Genomic DNA, 17,764 nt, shown 5'->3' with positions numbered 1-17,764 from the left:
TTCATAGGTCTTGTACGACCTATAGTACCTATAAAAGAATCAAGACGCTTTAGCCAAAAGCACGTTCACCATTTCGTTCAACAATCAGGCTTGCTGATTCAGCAGTATTGCTTCAGCTTCTTTCAGCTGTTCAGGGGTATTGATTCCAAGTATCTCATCCGGATTTCCGGTTTTGAAGGCACAAACCCGTTTGCCGCTTTTAAAACAGATGCTGAATACATCGGTGAGATAGTACTCATGCTGGGCATTATTGGTGGTGATCTCTCCAAGTGCCGTAAACAGTACCGCTGCATCAAAGAGATAGATACCGGAGTTGATTTCACTCACGGCGCGTTCCTCTTCAGTAGCATCCTTGTGTTCAACAATTTTCAGCACGATGTCGCTTTTGTTGTGCCGGATGACTCTGCCGTAGCCCGAAGGATCGGCAAGATCAGCCGTCAGCACGGTAGCGACTGCACTCCGGCTGCGGTGAAACGCTATCAGTTGCTGAAGCGACCGGAGTGTGACAAGAGGCGCATCTCCGGAGAGGATGAGTACCTCACCGTCAAAATTCCTCAGAGCCTCTTTGGCCTGCATAACGGCATGACCTGTTCCGAGCTGAGGTTTCTGAAGAGCAGCAATGAGAGCGTAGCCGGCAGTCGCTTGTTTTACCTGTTCCGCCTGATGGCCAACAATGAGTACGACTTTTTCCGGGTCAAGTGCGTTTGCTGTGTCGAGAACATACTCAACAAGCGGCTTTCCATTTGCTCTATGCAGCACTTTTGGAAGGTCTGAATGCATGCGCGTACCTTTTCCGGCCGCCATGATGATTACTGCAAGTCCCATAAATATTATAAACTATTGGAGTAAGGGGGAGCTACGATAACGGTTCACTCTTTTCGCCGACGCGGTGACGGCTTTTGGGGTTATTCTCTCTGTCGACAATAAGAACCATTGGTTTATAGTTTCGAGCCTCATCTTCGTCCATGACCGCGAAGGTCATGATAATGATCTCATCGCCTGCAAGTGCACAGCGTGCAGCGGCTCCGTTGAGCTGAATCACCCTGGAGCCATGTTCACCCTTGATGATATAGGTTTCAAACCGTTCACCGTTATTATTGTTGACCACAAGCACTTTTTCATTGGGGATCATATCTACCATCTCAAGCAGTTCATTGTCAATGGTGATGCTTCCTTCATATTCGAGATCACCACTGGTTACAATAGCGTTGTGGATTTTTGATTTCAATACATGTAATTTCATGAACAGATTGACTTCATTATTGTTGTATAAATGCTTCGCCGCTTCCCTTGAAAATGCGGTACTTCTTTAACCCCTGATCGCTTTCAAAACCATATCCCCGTATGGTCTCTCCGGGCCTTGTTATCGTTACAAACTTGTCTGAGCGGATCATACGGTCTTTGGCTGTCCGTTTGACATACTCGGTTCTTATAACCGTTGTCACGGCGGAGGTAATGACCACATTACCGGAAGCTTCAATATCCTGATTATCATGAATAACAGCTTTTTCGGCTGTTATTGACGTCGAGGGTAGGCCGTTGACGTCAAAGAAGGTAACCCTGATTCCCCCGTCAAGATGATGTTCATCTCCGGTGTTTGTTCTGTATATCGCACCGTGCCCGGCTTCAATAACGCCCGTCCTGGTACCCGAATCGGTAATAGCAAGCCTCGCCGTCCAGCTTTCCTGAACGGGATGATTGATACCTATAAAGCGGGTCTCCGGAGAGCGACGCTCCTTTTGAGAAGCGCCGCATCCCGTCATGACGAACAGAAGAGCCAGCAGAAAAAGAACGATGGACTTATCGAACACAGTGGATCATTACTTGATATTCAACTGGTTCATTACCTTGAACGTCAGATCATGATCAGGGGTGCCGTAGACCTGGGCGCCTTTATCAATCACCAGGGTAAATCCGTCCTGCTGGGCAATTGCCTTGACTGCGGAGAGTACCTTTTCACGAATCGGAGTCAGGAGCTCCTGCTGCTTTCTTTCAACAACTCCACCCTGCTCCTGCTGGTACTTCTGGAGTGCCTGAGCCTTGCTGTTTACCTCCTGCTCTTTCTGATCTCTCGCCGCTTTGGTTGTAGCAGCCGGGAGCTGACGGTAAGCCACGACTGATTTCTGATACTCTGCATTCAAGCGGGCAAGCTCTTTCTGGAGAGGGGCTGCCGTAGCCTGCAGGGTGGTTTCAGCCTGTTTGGTTTCAGGCAACTGCTGGATGAGTTTTCCGAAATCAACAACACCAACCTTGCCGGTATCCTGCGCAGCCTGGAGCGAGGAAGGAGCAATGAGCATAAGGGACAATGCCGCCGTAACCATGGCCCGGCGGGAAACGTTTATAAATCCTCCTGAATGATTCATCAATTTCAAGGTTTAGGTTATCATGTTTATGAGCCGAAATTGTATAACGTGTAACAGGACAAAATTATACATTCAAAGGTAATAATTCCACGATAAAATACTATAAAAAGCTGATAAGCCCGCATGCTTGCCGATATTGTGATGGATCTGTCACAAGATGACGGGATGTGGATGGCTGACAGGCCAGGAAGAGAGCAGGGGCGGGGCTCTGAGGAGTTTCAGGTTTTCTGTATAATTGGCCGATTGCTATATTTTTCGGAAAAACTGTTCAGGCATCTGCATGATCGCGGATTTCAATTCGAGTTCAAAAAGATGTACAAGCAGCAATGAGATATCCATTCCCGTTTCTGCCGCCAGGGTATCGATATGTACCGGCTCTCTCGTCATTCGTTCCAATATAGTCCGTTCATGGTCATTCAGCTTCAGATAGAGATTGTCAGGCGGGAGAGCGGCGGTTTCCGTGAGTGTGTTTGCAAAGTGCGGCCAGAGTTCCGTAATGATATCTTCAACACTCATGACGGCTTTTGCCTGTCCCTGCTGGATCAGCCGGTTTGTTCCTCTTGAGCTCCGTGAGAAAATACTTCCGGGTACGGCGAAAACCTCCCGGTTCTGCTCAAGAGCATTTGCGGCAGTAATCAGTGCGCCTCCTTTCAGATCTGATTCTGTCACCAGAGTCCCGGCAGAGATGCCTGATATGATACGGTTTCTTTTCGGGAATTTTCCCGGAGAGAGTGATGAACCGATCCACTCTTCGGAGATGAGCGCGCCATGCTCAACTATTTTAGGCCATACTTTACCCTGTGGATCGGTGTAGATGGTGTCAACACCACTGGCAAGAACGGCTACCGTTGTCCCCCCATGTTTCAGGGCCGCCAGATGTGCCGTCATATCAATACCGTAAGCCATACCGCTGAAAATGACCGCGCCGAGAGATGCCAGCCCCTGGCAGAGCTTTTCGGTACACTCTTTGCCGTATGCAGAGGCCTTTCTTGTGCCTACAACGGCAATGCCGGGCGTGTGTGGATCCGGCAGTGTTCCCCGGATGAAGAGGCATGGCGGCGGGTCGTAGATCTCCTTCAGAAGGGGAGGATAGTCAGGGTCAAGAATGGTAAGCAGTTTTGCATTGAAGCGATGCAGGGCAGCAATCTGCTCCTCTGCTGCGTTCAGAGCAGCAGCTCTTGTTTCGGAGTGAGCGAGATAATCATGAATCTGACGTGCAAGAGGTTCTCCTATGCCCGGTATCGTTTTCAACGCTTCAACATCAGCCTGCAGCACATCGTTGATGTCCGGCAGGTGGTTGATGAGTGCCTTGATCCTTGATGGTCCGATTCCCGGAATAAGGGTCAGAGCCAGAAGCAACATGCTCTTTTCCATGGTGCGCTTCCGTTGAAAGAAGCGGGAAACTCAGAAATCCCTCTTCATGAGAATGTTTGAAAATCCTTTAAGGTACTCTCTTCCTTCGGCATAGGGGAGCGAGTCAATGGCTGAGAGAGCCTCTTCGGTAATCGAGTTGATGAGTGCTACAGTCTCCTCAAGTACACCGCACCGCTCATAGATGGCTTTTACTTCCGGTACCCTGTCGGCACTGATCCCTTTATTCATGAAGATGGAGTGAAGGAGATCATGTTCCCTGCCTGAGGTCAGTTCAAGCGAGCGGAGGAGAAGATAGGTCTTTTTGCCGTTCATAACATCGCCGCCGGCAATCTTGCCTGATTTACCGTCGTCAGCCATGATATCGAGATAGTCATCCTGAATCTGAAATGCCCGGCCGATTTTTTCACCAAAGAGCACCAGGCTTCTGAGCTGTTCATCCGTAGCATTTCCGGCAACACCTCCGGCTTCAAGCGCGGCTGAGATCAGGCGCCCTGTTTTCTTGGCAATCATGTCAAGGTAGTCGGCAATTGTTGCATCTTTTTTCTCTTCGAGCTCCATATCGAGAGCCTGTCCTTCACAGATTGTGATATTGGCATCATTGAGAATGTGAACCAGTTCGGCGTGACGGCTGCTTTTCGCCTGAAGTGCCAGCTCGTAGGCGTAGGCAATCATCATGTCTCCGGAGAGTATCGCCGCATTGACGTTCCATTCAAGGTGAACAGTCGGTCTGCCATGGCGAAGGTCGGCCTGATCCATGATATCATCATGCATCAGGGTGAAATTATGCAGAACCTCAACAGCAAGAGCAACATTGAGGGCATTTTCAGAAGAGCCGGAGACGGCTTCAGAAGCAAGGAGAGTCAGGAACGGGCGGATTCTTTTTCCCTTTCCTTCCAGAATATACCTGGCTGGCTCATAGAGTGTTACCGGAGATTGTTTTTCAAAACATGTTCCGAGAGCATCATTGATTTTGGTGTGGTAGAGCCGGTACTTTTTCTCGACAAGTTCCTGTGTAACGGGTATATTCATGGTGAAGTCGGTCATTGTTTTACGATAAGGCTTTTGCTCCGGAGCTCCTCGATAGTAGCTGCTCCGGTGAGAAACATGACGGCCCTGAGATCGTTCAGCCATGATTCAATGGTCAGTTCAAGTACTCCTTCATGGAGCGCTTTCAGCAGATGGCCTGCCGATGCTCCGAGATTTGCGCCAAGCGCCAGCGATTTTGCAATATCCATTCCGCTCTTTATACCACCTGAAGAGATGAGCTCTACGGTGCTGAAAATTTTGTTCGATATTTTCAGGGCCGCGATCTCTTTCAGGCATTGAGCTGTTGGTATTCCCCAGTTCAGCAGCTCTTCAAGCGCAGGGGTGCTGAAACGGCTCTCAGTGCCGAACTGGCGTGTATAACGGATCTCTTCAACTTTCTGCCAGCTGGTTCCCCCTGCGCCTGCGACATCAACAGCCTTGACGCCGGCCTCGAAAAGCTGAGTTGCAGCCGCGCCCGAAATACCGCTCCCGACCTCTTTGGCAATTACAGGAACAGGGATTCTGGCCGTTAGTGTGCTCAGATGATCAAGCACATGGCGGAAATCAGTATTGCCTTCAGGCTGAAAAAGCTCCTGTGCGGCATTGAAGTGTACAATGAGTCCATCGGCTTCAAGGAGATCAAGCATGATGCTGATATCGCTATCCGTAAGCCCTTTGGCGATCTCCGGTGCGCCGATATTGGCAAAAATCTGTATTGATGGTGCGTACTTTCTGACTATGGCAAAGCTTTCACGGTGTGAACTGTTTTCAAGTGCCTGACGCATGCTTCCGACACCGAGAGGAATTCTGAACTGCTCTGCCGTTTCGGCAAGGCGCTGGTTCAGATATGTCGCTTCACTGTATCCTCCCGTCATGGAGGAGATCATGAGCGGAGCTGCTATTGTGCGGCCAAGGAACGTTGTTGAGAGGCTGATATCGGCAAACGAGAGTTCAGGCACGGCATTGTGCTCAAATTCGTAGTGCTCAAAACCGGTGGTTTTGCCGCTGAAGGCAATATCGCCATGCAGGCAGATCTCCACGTGGCTGTGCTTGCGCTCAATTGTTATATTGCCTGCTGTTTGGCTCATGCGCTTTTCGATAGCTTGCTTTCTTTTATGATGCCGGATTTTAATGGTATAACTTAATAAAAATATCCCATAACTTATTGGCACCTAAAGAAATTATCAGGAGGCACACCAATGCCTGATTCAAAGCAGCAGGCCACACGACTCTTTATTGCTGTTCGCTACACTCTTATCATGCGGGTTTACCATGTTTAAAACATTGTTCGATATAGCTGTAAGGCATCTGCTCGGGCGGCGGCGGCAGACACTTACAACCATATTCGGAGTTGCGGTGAGCACCATGGTGCTGATCACGACCAACTCCCTTACGCGCGGTCTGCTTGACTCCTTTATTGAAACCATTGTCAATGTTGCACCCCATATCACCGTCAAGGGGGAGAAGATGAACCCGGTGCCGGTCAATATACTTGCCGGTCAGAAGGAGTCCTCTGTTGCAATTGTTGAAGATAATATCCAGAAGCTGGAGCGTGATGAGGTGCGCAATTACGGCCAGATTCTCGGTGTTTTCAGCCTGCCCCAGTACAATAAACGGATTGTTGCCGCCTCTCCCTATGTTCTGTCGCAGGTTATGGCTGTAAAGGGGAGTCGTAACCAGCCGCTTCTGCTCAAGGGAGTCATGATTGACAGGGAAGATGCCATCAGCGGAATTCGCAAAAAGCTGACTTCCGGCGATATCACCCTCTATGAAAAAACACCCAATGCTCTTTTGGTGGGGCGTACGGTTGCCAGGGATATGAATCTCCAGCTTGGTGATGATGTGGTCATTATCCCCTCTTCAGGAAAGAGCCGTCAGTGCAAGGTGGCCGGTATCTTTTTTTCCGGCGTCAATGCTGTCGATAATGGTGTTCTTGTCTCTCTTAAACTTGGTCAGATCATTGAGGGACTTCCGGCTAACAAGGTATCGGGTATAGCCTTAAAGGTGGCCGATCCGTTTAATAATGCAGGGCTTTCAAAAGAGCTGGAGAAGATAACCGGTTACCGCTGCCTGACCTGGCAGGAGGAAAATGAAAGTGTGCTCTCCCTCTTTAAACGTATCGGCTATATCGTATTCTCTCTCGTTGCCTTTGTAGGCGTTGTCTCGGGTTTCGGAGTAGCCAATATTCTGGTTACTACGGTTTTTGAGAAGAGTCGTGACATTGCCATCATGAAGTCGTTCGGATTTTCAGCCCTGCAGCTTGTCAGCATGTTCGTTCTTGAAGGGTTTATTGTGGGCCTCGCCGGTGCCCTGACAGGGGGTGTTCTTGCCATAGGCTCTATCAATCTCTTTGCCAGCCTGCCTGTTGAGAGCTCCCAGGGACCTCTGACCAAAACAGGCTTCAGTATGTCCTACAATCCCATATATTTTTTTATAGTCATCGGGGTGACCGTGCTTATCAGTACGCTTGCAGCTATTCTCCCTTCCGCAAGAGCGGCGAAGCTGGAGCCGGTTAGTGTGCTTCGCGACAGCAGTTTGTAACGGTATTTTTGTTAACCTGTTGCGCGATTCGATTGCTGCGTTGGGCGGTGCTCGAAATCCTCATTCCGACTTGCGTCGGCCTACCAATATTTCGCTCCTCCGGAGCTGAAGAATAAAGCAGTGATAGCGGTGAACGTTCAAACCTCTTTTCGGGTGGTCTGTTCGGGATGCTGCAGGAGGTAGAGCTTGTAGTAGAGGCCCCGTTTTGCCAGAAGTTCCTGATGGTTGCCGGTTTCCCGGATCATGCCCTTGTGCAGAACGATTATCCGGTCAGCTTTCTGCACGGTTGAGAGCCGGTGGGCAATAATAATCGAGGTACGCTCACTCATGAGTTTCGCGGTTGCTGCGTCAATCAGCGTCTCTGTTTCCGTATCAACTGAGCTGGTTGCTTCATCAAGCACCAGAATTTCCGGATTGTAGAGCAGTGCCCGCACGAAGGCGATCAACTGTTTCTGGCCGGAGGAGAGGCCGGTGCCGTTTTCAAGCACCCTGTACTGGTAGCCGCCGGGGAGCTGCTCGATAAACCGGTCTGCTCCAACCACTCTTGCGGCTTCCCGCAAGGCCTCGTCGGAGACATCGGGATTGCCGAAGGCGAGGTTTTCGCGAATGGTGCCGGAAAAGAGAAAGACATCCTGCATGACAACCCCGACAAGTTTTCGCAGTGAACTCGCCTCGATTTTCCGGATAGGGATGTCGTCAATGGTGATGGAGCCCTTGCTGAAAGGGTAGAGTTTGGAGAGAATATTGATAATTGACGTTTTCCCGCTCCCGGTTGCCCCGACAATGGCAACTTTTTCGCCATGCCGGATGTCGAAGGAGATATCCTTGAGTATCCAGTTATCGCCGTCGTAGGCGAACCAGACATTGCTGAAACTTATTTTCTCCCTGAAGGTTGAGACGGGTTGCACTTCTGCAGGGTTTTCAATCCCCTCCTTTTCATCAAGCAGTCTGAAAATCCGGTCGGATCCGGCAATCGCCGTCTGAATAACGTTGAACCGGTCGGAAAGGTGCTGAAGAGGGCGGAAAAAGAGCCATATATACTGCACAAACGAGATAACCACTCCAATGGTGAGGTCAGCCTTGAGCAGGCGCACGCCGCTGTACCATATCACCAGACCCGCCGCCGCAGCACTCAGCACTTCAATCAGCGGATAGTAGATGGAGAAATAGAAAACCGTGCGGATGTTTGCATCCCGGTGATCGCGGTTAATGGCGGCATAGTTCTCATATTCCCGTTCTTCGCGGTTGAAGAGCTGTACAATGCTCATGCCGGTAATATGCTCCTGAAAGAAGGTGTTAAGGCGGGCAAGATGGGTCCTGACATCCTGAAACGCAACCCGTACCCTGTTTTTGAACAGGATGGTTGCATAGAGCATGAGGGGGAGAACAGTGAGTACAATAAGAGTCAACTGCCAATCTATCCACACCATCAGGACAACGATAAAAAACAGCTGCAGGATATCGCCGAGAATCGTGATAATACCGCTTGAGAGCATCTCGTTGAGCGATTCAACATCACTTGTTGTTCTTGTGATCAGTCGTCCTATGGGATTGCGGTCATAAAACCGTGCCGGCAGTTTTTGCAGATGGGTGAAAATATCCATCCGGAGGTTGAATACGGCCTTCTGGCCGATAATCTGGGTTAACCATGTGGTGATATACTGCTTGATGCCGTCAAGCAGTATGGCTCCCGCAAGCAGGATGCTGATAAAGGCAAGTCCCCTGAGATCGCCACGGGCGATATGGTCGTCAATGGCGATTTTTGTCAGATAGGGCCGAAGCGGACCAAGGAAAGAGCCTGCAATGGTAATTGCAACAGAGGCGGCCACAAGGGTTTTAAATGGCTTGATATAGGCGAAGAGACGGGAGACAATATAGCTGTCCACCGAGCCTTTTTTCTCTATGCCAAGTGTTTCGTCCTGTTGTGTCCGGAAGCTTTTGTTCTGCTCTTTACTCATTATTTTTTCATCCAAATACCGGCCGTTTCCGGCCATTTCAGCTCATTAATGCCCCTGCGTTCGTTTCTCTATATCCCTTTTCAGTTTATCAGCCAGCGTTTCAGCCTCCTTTTTTGACGGCGCTTCGGAATAGATACGGATAATTGGTTCTGTGTTCGACGGACGCAGATGCACCCAGCTGCTGGCAAAATCAAGTTTCAGCCCGTCAAGAGCGTTTGATTCAGCTTCAGGGTATTGCAGGGCAATATCGGTCAGAATATTCTCAAGCGATGAACGGTCAGTTTTTCCGAGCGTAGTTTTCTGCTTCGACATCACATAATCGGGAAACTCTTTTCTGAAGGCTGAAAGAGAGCCGTTACTGTTTGTTGTGCGCCAGTGGGTGAAGGCCTGTACAAAGAGCGCTATGCCGACAAGAGCATCCCGGCCGTAGTGCAGTTCGGGAAGAATTACTCCTCCGTTGCCTTCTCCGCCGATAACGACTGATTTTTCTTTCATCACCTCGATCACGTTGGCTTCTCCGACTTTTGCGCTGTAGCATTCGACGCCGTATCTTCCGGCAATATCTCTCAGTGCACGGCTGCTGGAGAGGTTGTTTGCCACAGCGCCGCTGTGCTTTTTAAGATAAAAGTCTGCGCAGGCCACAAGGGTATACTCCTCGCCGAACAGGGTCCCGTCTTCACAGATGAGTGCGAGCCGGTCGACATCCGGATCAACAACAATTGCAAAATCGCATCCGCTCTCTTTGAGTCCGGCGATGGTTGCCGAAAGATTCTCCTCAATCGGTTCAGGATTGCGGGGGAAGAGGCCGCTGCCGCCGCAGGCAACCGGAACGATATGCTCCATGCCGAGCTTTCTGCACAGCTTAGGCACAACGGCATAACCGGCACCTTCAACACAGTCCACAAGTACCCGGAACTGCTCTTTTGCTATTGCTGCTGTATCAACAAAAGAAAGTTGCAGAATCTTTTCGATGTGCAGGTCGTCATAGCGATCATCATGGGTGATGGCGCCGATATGATCCCATCCGGCCGGGCAGAACTGCTCTCTGTCTGCTATTGCAAGCAGCTCGTCAACCTCCGTGGCAGTCAGAAACTCGCCAAGGTGGTTGAGCATTTTCAATGCATTCCAGGCAACAGGATTATGGGATGCGGTAATGATCAGCCCTCCGTCGGCACATTCGGAGGTGACGGCAATCTCTACCGTTGGTGTTGTTGCGATATCAAGGTCGATAACGTCACAGCCGCAAAGCACCAGAACATTGCTGACAAGATCACCGATAGCCTTGCCTGTAGGCCGGGTATCCCTGCCGATGACTATCCTCGGACGTTTTGTCCGGTCATCCTTACGGCGAAGAATCCATGAGGCAAAGGCCATGGCAAAAGCGGTAAGATTTTTTGGGGTAAGGCTTTCACCGACTATACCGCGTATGCCGGAAACGCTGATCATGAGGCTCATAAGAATCACTATTGAAGGTCACGGCTATAAATCTATTCCGCGATTCGATTGCTTCGTTTGACGGTGCTCAAAATCCTCATGTACTGCGTTGTACATTCCGGTTTCTGCGCTCCGTCCGCCTCGCACTCGAACCGCTCATGACAATTTATAGCGGTGACCTGAATTGAAAAAGATCTGGCGCAATATAAGGAAAAAGGTCCGAGTTCTGAATGCCGTTCCTTGCCGGAATGGAGCAGGCATGCACCGGGGTCGGCTTGTACTGAAACCGGAAGGGAGTGGCGAGGCTTTTTCAGGATTTCTTGATACTCTTTTGATTATTTGCTCCTTTCTTCTATATTATATGCCCTTTGTTATTGAAGCAAGGAGGCTTTTGAAAAATTTTATATCCTAACAGCAACCGTATATGCCTTTACACAAATCGGCTGAAAAAAGACTGCGGCAGTCAGAAAGAAGAAATGCCAGGAACAGAGCAAGGAAAAAAGAGCTTAAAGTTCTTGTCAAAAATATGCAGAAACTGATTGATACCCGTGCAGACAAGGCGGAAGTTGAAGTCGCCTATCGTTCGGCTGTTCAGAAACTCGATCGTCTTGGCGTCAAGAACTATATCCATGCCAATAAAGCATCCAGAAAGAAGTCTCAGCTGACTCGTCTTTTGAACAGTTACGGCAAGGCCGAGTAAGCTTTTCATGCCTGCTTTCCGGTTCAATACTGATCTTCATTCTCTGACATCCGGCCTGAAAAATCCGTAACAGACACTCTGTGAGCGGTTTTCAGTCCGGGTTTCCATTCCTTCTCTCATGTTTGCATATTTTCGTGGCAGGCTTGTCTCACTCCTGCCGGAAGAGGCGGTTGTAGAGGTTTCCGGGATTGCCTACCGGTTTCTTATCTCCGCGAGCACCAGCCGACAGCTGCCTGAAACGGGCAGTGAAGTATTGCTTTATTCCCATCTCTCGGTCAGAGAGGATGCTCATCAGCTTTATGGTTTTATTACGGAAGCCGAGCGGCAGATGTTCCGCCTGCTTATACTGACTTCCGGTGTGGGGCCAAAGCTTGCTCTTGCGGTTCTTTCCGGCCTGCAGGTTGCGGAAGTTTATGACGCCATCCTCGCGAACACTCCTGAACGGCTTTACGGAATCACCGGTGTGGGCAAAAAGACCGCCGCCCGCATAATTCTTGAATTGCGGGATAAAATCCTGAAACTTTCTCCTGCCGGCACTATTGCGGCACCGTCAGCACAGCTCTCCTCCCGGATGAGGGATGATGCAATCAATGCCCTTGTGACTCTCGGTTTCTCCAGAGTTACGGTACAGAAAGCTGTGGACTCCATTCTTGAAAAAAATTCAGCTCTCAGTGTTGAGGAGGTAATCAAATCAGCTCTTGTTTCAATTCATAACAGTTAGCAGATAACGGTGACCTATCAGGACGCGCTTGATTTTCTCTACCCGCTTCACCGGTTCGGCATAAAGCCGGGTCTTGACGTTGTGCGCGCGCTGCTTGATCACCTTGGTTCTCCCGAAAGAGGTCTCGGTCTGGTGATTCATATTGCCGGTACGAATGGAAAAGGGACCGTTGCCGCCGCTCTAGCATCAATATTTCAGGCTTCCGGCAAAAAAACCGCACTCTACACCTCTCCTCATCTTGTTGATTTCAGTGAAAGAATGCGCATCAACGGAGAACCGATTCCCGGAGAGCGGGTGGCCTGTTACTGTTCACAGCTCAAACAGAGAGCGGCCGGTACTCCTTACACCTTTTTTGAAGCGACAACAGCGATAGCCTTTGCCTGGTTTGCTGATGAAAAGGTTGATGTTTCCATTATCGAGACAGGCATGGGGGGGAGGCTTGATGCCACCAATATCCTGGATCCAGCCTATGCCGTTATTACAAGTATCGGGCTGGATCATACCGATTGGCTTGGAGAGACCCGCGCACTGATTGCGGAGGAAAAAGCGGCCATAATAAAGAAAGGGTGCAGGGTTTATACTGCAGTTTCCGATCCGGAAGCTTTTCAGCCGATATCCTGGGTGGCTGGATTGCATGAAGTATCACTCTTTGTCGCAGGTCAGGATGCGGTCTGGAGTGTTCTCTGTGCCGAAGCAGGAGCGCTTCAGCTCGACCTCCGGACAGCTTCAGGGTATTATCCGGCTCTTAAAGCGCCCCTGAGCGGATCGTTTCATGCGTCCAATGTTGCTCTTGCAGTGATGGTTGCTGAGGACGCAGGTGTTGCACCGGAATATATCTATGCAGGTCTTGAGCAGCTTGTACGGACCGGTTACCGGGCAAGACTGGAGAAGATAGGAGTGTATCCCGCCGTGCTCCTTGATGTATCGCACAATTCCGATGGCATGCGCCAGACGGTCAATGCCATAGCTGATTTCCGGAGCGAATACCGGGCTGTACACGTTATTCTTGGTCTGGCTTCGGACAAGGATGCCGTTTCGGTTATCAGGGAGCTTGCCCGTCTTGACTGCGATTTTTATCCGGTCAATATTCCCTCGGAACGCAGTGTTCCCGCTGAACAACTTGCCCGGTTATGCTTTGATGCGGGCAATGAGGCAACGGTGTTTAAAACAGGAAGTGAGGCGCTCGGGTATCTGAGGGAGTATTCGAAACCCGATGACCTGATTCTTGTGACCGGATCATTTTATCTTGCCGGAGAGATCATTGCTTCAGGTTACTGAAGCGTGCTGCGGTTTGAAGAGAGTTTTTTTACGGAAAAAGTTTTATATTTTAGTCAAGCCACATAAATGCTTCATTTACCCAAGAGAGACATCCGTTTCATAATTCCTTGTTGTGATTATCCCGTTTTCAATTATAGAAAGTCTTCCCCTGTCATCTTCTTTTTCCCTGCTTTCATGTTGCATGAAAACGCGTTAAAGTTAACTCCCGTCGAAGATGCGTGGTTTTGACCATGATTGTGGATATGCCGTCCGGATATAACGGGCTATCCTCATCTTTTCCTGTTTATTTTTTTGAATAACAAGCGTTGAATCCCATTACAATGTCGAACAATCCGGTTTTTAAAGGTCTGGACATCAATATGCTCCAGAAAAAGAAAGTTTTTGAGCTGCATGCTTTAGCCAAAGAGATTGGCGTTACGGCGGCAGGGTTGCGGAAGGAGGAGCTGATTTTCAAGATTATCGAAGCCCAGTCGCAGAAAAACAGCGATTCTGAAAGTGGCAATGTCATGGTCAATACCGGTGTTCTCCAGGTTATCCCGGAAGGGTACGGTTTTTTACGCTCAGCCAACTACAACTACCTCTCCTCTCCTGATGATATATATGTCTCTCCTTCGCAAATCAAGCGCTTCAACATGCGTACCGGTGATACGGTATCCGGCCAGGTCCGGGCGCCGAAAGAGGGTGAGCGCTTCTTTGCACTGCTGAAGATCAACACCATAGACGGCAATGATCCCGAAATCACACGGGAGCGTCCCTATTTTGAAAACCTCACCCCACTTTTTCCCCGCGAACGGCTCAAGCTTGAAACCAAGCAGTCGGAATACTGCGGGCGGATTATGGATATTTTCACACCGATAGGCAAGGGGCAGAGAGGTTTGATTGTCGCACAGCCGAAAACCGGTAAGACCATGCTCCTGCAGATGATTGCCAATGCGATTATCAAAAATCATCCCGAGGTCTACCTTATTGTGCTGCTCATTGATGAACGTCCTGAGGAGGTGACCGATATGGCACGCAGTGTGCCTGCAGAGGTCGTCAGTTCAACGTTTGACGAGGATCCTGAACGCCACGTCCTTGTGGCTGATATGGTGCTGGAGAAGGCCAAGCGGCTTGTAGAGGTTGGCCGGGATGTTGTGGTGCTGCTCGACTCCATTACCAGGCTGGCACGGGCTCATAATACCATCATTCCACACTCAGGAAAAATTCTCTCAGGTGGTATTGATGCCAATGCTCTTACCAAGCCCAAGCGCTTTTTCGGTGCAGCCCGTAATATTGAGGAGGGGGGCAGTCTTACTATTATTGCTACAGCACTTGTTGATACCGGTTCGCGTATGGATGATGTTATCTTTGAGGAGTTCAAGGGTACCGGTAATATGGAGCTGCTGCTTGATCGCCGTCTTTCCGAACGGCGGATATTTCCTTCGATTGATATTCTCCGTTCCGGTACCCGCAAGGAGGAGCTGCTCTTTTCACAGGAAGAGCTATCCAGAACATGGCTGCTCAGAAAATATCTTGCCGACAAGAATCCGATCGAATGCATGGAGTTCATGCGAGAGAAAATGGCCGATACAAAGGACAACAAGGACTTTTTCAAATACATGAATGCATGATTGTGCTCTCAAGCCGGACGGGATCGTTTGCAACACCATTATTAAAAATGAAATACTGTTTAAGGATGAATTTGTATTTGCGCTTTTGAGAAAACTTCCTATATTATCTGCCTTTAAAACAAGTGGAAAGACATTTACTACATGCCCTGCGGAAAAAAAAGAAAACGTCATAAAATGGCGGTACACAAGCGCAAAAAGATGCGCCGTAAGAACCGGCACAAGAAGCGCTTGAGATACCAGAACAAATAAGTTCAGGTACGTCTGTACTTTTGTTATTGGTTGAGAATATAGCTCAGTCGGTAGAGCATCTGCCTTTTAAGCAGAGGGTCGAAGGTTCGAGTCCTTCTATTCTCACTGATGTGTATTGTTATTTTTGGATTTTGACAAGCCCGAGTGGTGAAACTGGTAGACACACTATCTTGAGGGGGTAGCGCCGAAAGGTGTAGGAGTTCGAATCTCCTCTCGGGCACTTGTTAATCATTAAAGCCGCGTTTTCGCGGCTTTTTTTTTGCATTTTTTTCTTCTCCTTCGCTCTTATTTTGTCTATACAGAACCATCTCAAGGGAGATCGTTCTGTTCTAACAGTCAGGAATCAAGGGAACCCAACATGAATATTGCTGTATGTCTCTGTCAGGTGCCTGATAGTGCGTCGGTTATCGGCTTTGCTGACGGAGCATTAGACCGTTCGAGAATCAACGAGGTTATGAATCCATACGACGAGTATGCCCTTGAGGAAGCGGTGTGCCTTAAAGAGCATATTGCCGGGAGTTTGGTAACCGTCTTCACTGTTGCTCCTTTGTCGGCAAAAGATATGCTGCGAAAAGCGCTTGCATTGGGAGCCGACCGGGCAGTTCTCGTGAGTGCAACTGAACCCTCTGATCCCTATCTGAGAGCCCTGCAACTGAAGAGTGCGCTGATGGAATTTTATGAAGGGATTATACCCGACCTTGTTTTTTGCGGGAAAAGCTCTACCGACTTTCAGAGTGCACAGGTTCCATCAATGCTCGGAGCATTGATGGGTATTGTCTCGGTAAGTGGCGTTACCTCGCTGAATCTTTCGGGTGAGTATCTGCATCTTGAGCGGGAGATTGAGGGGGGGGTTGAGCAGATTGAGCTTCACTATCCTGCCGTGATCAGTGCGGAAAAAGGGTTGAATCAACCCCGGAAAACAACGGTCAAAGCCGTCATGGAGGCCAGGAAAAAGCCGATAGATCTATTAACTGTATCGGTCGATGGGGCTCCTCTGGTTCTCATGAGTGACCTTAAAGCTCTTGAGCGGAAAAAAGTATGCCGATTTGCAGAGGATGAAAAGGATCTGGTACTGCTCCTCTCCAATGAGTGTTCTCTTTTTCCGGGCGATTAATAAACCGTTACCATGACAAAATTTCTGGTGTTTCTGGAGCAAAGGGAGGGGGTTCTGAAAAAATCCTCTATTGATGCATGGAACAGGGTTCAGGAGATCGCGGCTTTATCTGCGGGCGCAATAGTGACCGGTCTTCTTGCCGGTCCGGTGGACAGGCAGCGGATTGGCGATCTCCTTGCCGGAGACGGGGTTGTTTATCATGCAAATGAAGAGCGTCTCCGCCCTTACCAGCAGGAATCCTATACCCGCCTTGTTACCTCGCTGGTCAAGCAGGAGAGTATTTCCGCACTCTTTTTTGCCGATTCATCTCTAAGCAGGGATCTGGCTCCTCGACTTTCAGTCTTGCTTAAGGCTTCACTGCTCTCGGGAGATCTTCTTTTCAACCGGCAGGGGTATCCTGACGGTTCTTTTCGTCCGGTTTATTCGGGTTTGGCCACAGCTTCGTTCTCACCGCAACGAAATATCAGTATCTATACTCTTTCGCCTTCGCGGGGAATGGTCATCCGCTCTTCTGCCGACGGCACCGTTCAGGTGATGCCGACAGCGCAGTATCACCACAGCAGCGATAACCTTCTTGCTGAAGTTCGCAGGATCGTTCTTCGCCAGAACAGCCTTGATATTGCCGAAGCTGGTATAATTGTTGCCGGAGGCAGAGGAATGGGGAGCAGCGCGGGCTTTGCCCTGCTTGAAGAGCTTGCAGCTCTTCTTGGCGGAGCAGTCGGCGCGAGCCGATTTGCTGTTGATGAAGGGTGGCGACCTCATGCTGAGCAGATAGGTCAGACAGGCAAAACGGTTGCGCCGCAACTCTATTTTGCCTGTGGAGTCTCCGGTGCTCCCCAGCATCTTGCAGGGATCGCTTCAGCAGGAATTGTTGTGGCAATAAACAGTGATCCGGATGCATCAATTTTTCAGGTTGCAGATTTTGGTATTGTGGGTGATGTGCATCTTGTGCTTCCAAAACTGATCGAAGCGCTAAAGGAATTTTTGAAGAAGAAATGATTAACTGTACCTTATGGTTAATAAATACCCGGATACGCTTTTCATTTGCGGGTATAACGTAAAATATCTTTTGTAAGCCGATGCGTAAACTTCAGGTAGATATTCTCGGACTTTCTACCAGTCCCCATACCAATGGAGCATATGCCCTCATTCTTTATGAGTTGGAGGGAAAGCGCAAGCTTCCAATTATTATTGGCGGGTTTGAAGCACAGGCCATTGCACTGAAACTTGAAAACATAAAACCCCCGCGTCCCTTTACTCACGATCTTTTCAAAAATATAGCCGATGCATTTCATCTGCACGTCAATGAAATCATTATTGATGAGCTGCATAATGAAACCTTTTATGCCAAGGTTGTCTGTGAGGTAAATGGTGAAGTGCATGAAATCGACGCCCG

Annotated in this window: 17 protein-coding genes and 2 tRNA genes; 10 read left to right on the top strand and 9 right to left on the bottom strand. The window is 49.3% G+C overall.

Annotated features, from left to right (window positions below):
* Nucleotides 1–84: 84 nt before the first annotated feature.
* The 7 genes from CFERDRAFT_RS04565 to fni all read right to left on the bottom strand — a co-directional run bounded on the left by CFERDRAFT_RS04565 (nt 85) and on the right by fni (nt 5,851).
* Nucleotides 85–825: a sugar phosphate nucleotidyltransferase gene (locus CFERDRAFT_RS04565; protein ID WP_006366047.1), complete on the bottom strand. Its 741-nt coding sequence runs from the start codon at nt 823–825 to the stop codon at nt 85–87.
* A gap of 31 nt (nt 826–856) precedes the next feature.
* Nucleotides 857–1,243: an aspartate 1-decarboxylase gene (gene panD / locus CFERDRAFT_RS04560; RefSeq protein WP_006366046.1), complete on the bottom strand. Its 387-nt coding sequence runs from the start codon at nt 1,241–1,243 to the stop codon at nt 857–859.
* A 16-nt stretch (nt 1,244–1,259) separates the two neighbouring features.
* Entirely contained in the window at nt 1,260–1,811 is a 552-nt protein-coding gene (lptC, locus tag CFERDRAFT_RS04555) for an LPS export ABC transporter periplasmic protein LptC (protein ID WP_232209757.1), read from the bottom strand.
* Between the two features lie 9 nt (nt 1,812–1,820).
* Entirely contained in the window at nt 1,821–2,363 is a 543-nt protein-coding gene (locus CFERDRAFT_RS04550) for an OmpH family outer membrane protein (protein ID WP_006366044.1), read from the bottom strand.
* Nucleotides 2,364–2,609: 246 nt separating this feature from the next.
* The gene (dprA, locus tag CFERDRAFT_RS04545; RefSeq protein ID WP_006366043.1) at nt 2,610–3,737 is read right to left on the bottom strand and encodes a DNA-processing protein DprA; all 1,128 of its coding nucleotides are present in this window, start codon (nt 3,735–3,737) and stop codon (nt 2,610–2,612) included.
* Nucleotides 3,738–3,767: 30 nt separating this feature from the next.
* Complete coding sequence (locus CFERDRAFT_RS04540) at nt 3,768–4,766, bottom strand: polyprenyl synthetase family protein (RefSeq protein ID WP_040433199.1); 999 nt, start codon at nt 4,764–4,766, stop codon at nt 3,768–3,770.
* An 11-nt stretch (nt 4,767–4,777) separates the two neighbouring features.
* Nucleotides 4,778–5,851 (bottom strand): type 2 isopentenyl-diphosphate Delta-isomerase, encoded by a 1,074-nt coding sequence (gene fni / locus CFERDRAFT_RS04535; protein WP_006366041.1) that lies wholly within the window; start codon nt 5,849–5,851, stop codon nt 4,778–4,780.
* Between the two features lie 184 nt (nt 5,852–6,035).
* On the opposite strand from fni, the gene CFERDRAFT_RS04530 reads away from it, so the two are divergent.
* Complete coding sequence (locus CFERDRAFT_RS04530) at nt 6,036–7,304, top strand: ABC transporter permease (protein WP_006366040.1); 1,269 nt, start codon at nt 6,036–6,038, stop codon at nt 7,302–7,304.
* 137 nt (nt 7,305–7,441) lie between these two features.
* Here the strand turns inward: CFERDRAFT_RS04530 and CFERDRAFT_RS04525 are convergent, their stop codons facing one another.
* Complete coding sequence (locus CFERDRAFT_RS04525; RefSeq protein WP_006366039.1) at nt 7,442–9,298, bottom strand: ABC transporter ATP-binding protein; 1,857 nt, start codon at nt 9,296–9,298, stop codon at nt 7,442–7,444.
* Between the two features lie 9 nt (nt 9,299–9,307).
* On the bottom strand, nt 9,308–10,717 hold the full coding sequence (gene glmM / locus CFERDRAFT_RS04520; protein ID WP_006366038.1) for a phosphoglucosamine mutase: 1,410 nt from the start codon (nt 10,715–10,717) through the stop codon (nt 9,308–9,310).
* 403 nt (nt 10,718–11,120) lie between these two features.
* Between glmM and rpsT the strand changes: the two genes are divergently transcribed.
* From rpsT to CFERDRAFT_RS04465, 9 genes are all read left to right on the top strand, one after another.
* On the top strand, nt 11,121–11,396 hold the full coding sequence (gene rpsT, locus CFERDRAFT_RS04510) for a 30S ribosomal protein S20 (protein ID WP_006366037.1): 276 nt from the start codon (nt 11,121–11,123) through the stop codon (nt 11,394–11,396).
* Between the two features lie 118 nt (nt 11,397–11,514).
* The gene (gene ruvA, locus CFERDRAFT_RS04505; protein WP_006366036.1) at nt 11,515–12,117 is read left to right on the top strand and encodes a Holliday junction branch migration protein RuvA; all 603 of its coding nucleotides are present in this window, start codon (nt 11,515–11,517) and stop codon (nt 12,115–12,117) included.
* A 9-nt stretch (nt 12,118–12,126) separates the two neighbouring features.
* The gene (locus CFERDRAFT_RS04500; protein WP_006366035.1) at nt 12,127–13,395 is read left to right on the top strand and encodes a bifunctional folylpolyglutamate synthase/dihydrofolate synthase; all 1,269 of its coding nucleotides are present in this window, start codon (nt 12,127–12,129) and stop codon (nt 13,393–13,395) included.
* Nucleotides 13,396–13,715: 320 nt separating this feature from the next.
* Nucleotides 13,716–15,005 carry a transcription termination factor Rho gene (gene rho, locus CFERDRAFT_RS04495; RefSeq protein WP_006366034.1) on the top strand — a complete coding sequence of 430 codons (1,290 nt, stop codon included), beginning with the start codon at nt 13,716–13,718 and terminating at the stop codon, nt 15,003–15,005.
* 281 nt (nt 15,006–15,286) lie between these two features.
* A tRNA-Lys gene (locus CFERDRAFT_RS04485) sits at nt 15,287–15,359 on the top strand.
* Between the two features lie 33 nt (nt 15,360–15,392).
* Nucleotides 15,393–15,474: transfer RNA gene (locus CFERDRAFT_RS04480), tRNA-Leu, on the top strand.
* A gap of 138 nt (nt 15,475–15,612) precedes the next feature.
* A complete protein-coding gene (locus CFERDRAFT_RS04475) occupies nt 15,613–16,368 on the top strand; it encodes an electron transfer flavoprotein subunit beta/FixA family protein (protein ID WP_006366033.1) in 756 nt (251 codons plus the stop codon).
* A gap of 12 nt (nt 16,369–16,380) precedes the next feature.
* A complete protein-coding gene (locus tag CFERDRAFT_RS04470) occupies nt 16,381–17,367 on the top strand; it encodes an electron transfer flavoprotein subunit alpha/FixB family protein (protein ID WP_006366032.1) in 987 nt (328 codons plus the stop codon).
* An 80-nt stretch (nt 17,368–17,447) separates the two neighbouring features.
* Nucleotides 17,448–17,764: bifunctional nuclease family protein (locus CFERDRAFT_RS04465; protein WP_040433155.1), on the top strand; the 317-nt coding region annotated here is incomplete at its 3' end.

Origin of the sequence: Chlorobium ferrooxidans DSM 13031, from assembly GCF_000168715.1 — a bacterium.
Taxonomy (GTDB): domain Bacteria; phylum Bacteroidota; class Chlorobiia; order Chlorobiales; family Chlorobiaceae; genus Chlorobium; species Chlorobium ferrooxidans.
This window is presented reverse-complemented; position numbering and strand designations above follow the sequence as displayed.

Coding starts and splice junctions, on each gene's coding strand:
- CFERDRAFT_RS04565 (WP_006366047.1), bottom strand. CDS start 825: ATGGGACTTGCAGTAATCATCATGGCGGCCGGAAAAGGTACGCGCATG.
- panD (WP_006366046.1), bottom strand. CDS start 1,243: ATGAAATTACATGTATTGAAATCAAAAATCCACAACGCTATTGTAACC.
- CFERDRAFT_RS04550 (WP_006366044.1), bottom strand. CDS start 2,363: ATGAATCATTCAGGAGGATTTATAAACGTTTCCCGCCGGGCCATGGTT.
- dprA (WP_006366043.1), bottom strand. CDS start 3,737: ATGGAAAAGAGCATGTTGCTTCTGGCTCTGACCCTTATTCCGGGAATC.
- CFERDRAFT_RS04540 (WP_040433199.1), bottom strand. CDS start 4,766: ATGAATATACCCGTTACACAGGAACTTGTCGAGAAAAAGTACCGGCTC.
- fni (WP_006366041.1), bottom strand. CDS start 5,851: ATGAGCCAAACAGCAGGCAATATAACAATTGAGCGCAAGCACAGCCAC.
- CFERDRAFT_RS04530 (WP_006366040.1), top strand. CDS start 6,036: ATGTTTAAAACATTGTTCGATATAGCTGTAAGGCATCTGCTCGGGCGG.
- CFERDRAFT_RS04525 (WP_006366039.1), bottom strand. CDS start 9,298: ATGGCCGGAAACGGCCGGTATTTGGATGAAAAAATAATGAGTAAAGAG.
- glmM (WP_006366038.1), bottom strand. CDS start 10,717: ATGAGCCTCATGATCAGCGTTTCCGGCATACGCGGTATAGTCGGTGAA.
- rpsT (WP_006366037.1), top strand. CDS start 11,121: ATGCCTTTACACAAATCGGCTGAAAAAAGACTGCGGCAGTCAGAAAGA.
- ruvA (WP_006366036.1), top strand. CDS start 11,515: ATGTTTGCATATTTTCGTGGCAGGCTTGTCTCACTCCTGCCGGAAGAG.
- rho (WP_006366034.1), top strand. CDS start 13,716: ATGTCGAACAATCCGGTTTTTAAAGGTCTGGACATCAATATGCTCCAG.
- CFERDRAFT_RS04475 (WP_006366033.1), top strand. CDS start 15,613: ATGAATATTGCTGTATGTCTCTGTCAGGTGCCTGATAGTGCGTCGGTT.
- CFERDRAFT_RS04470 (WP_006366032.1), top strand. CDS start 16,381: ATGACAAAATTTCTGGTGTTTCTGGAGCAAAGGGAGGGGGTTCTGAAA.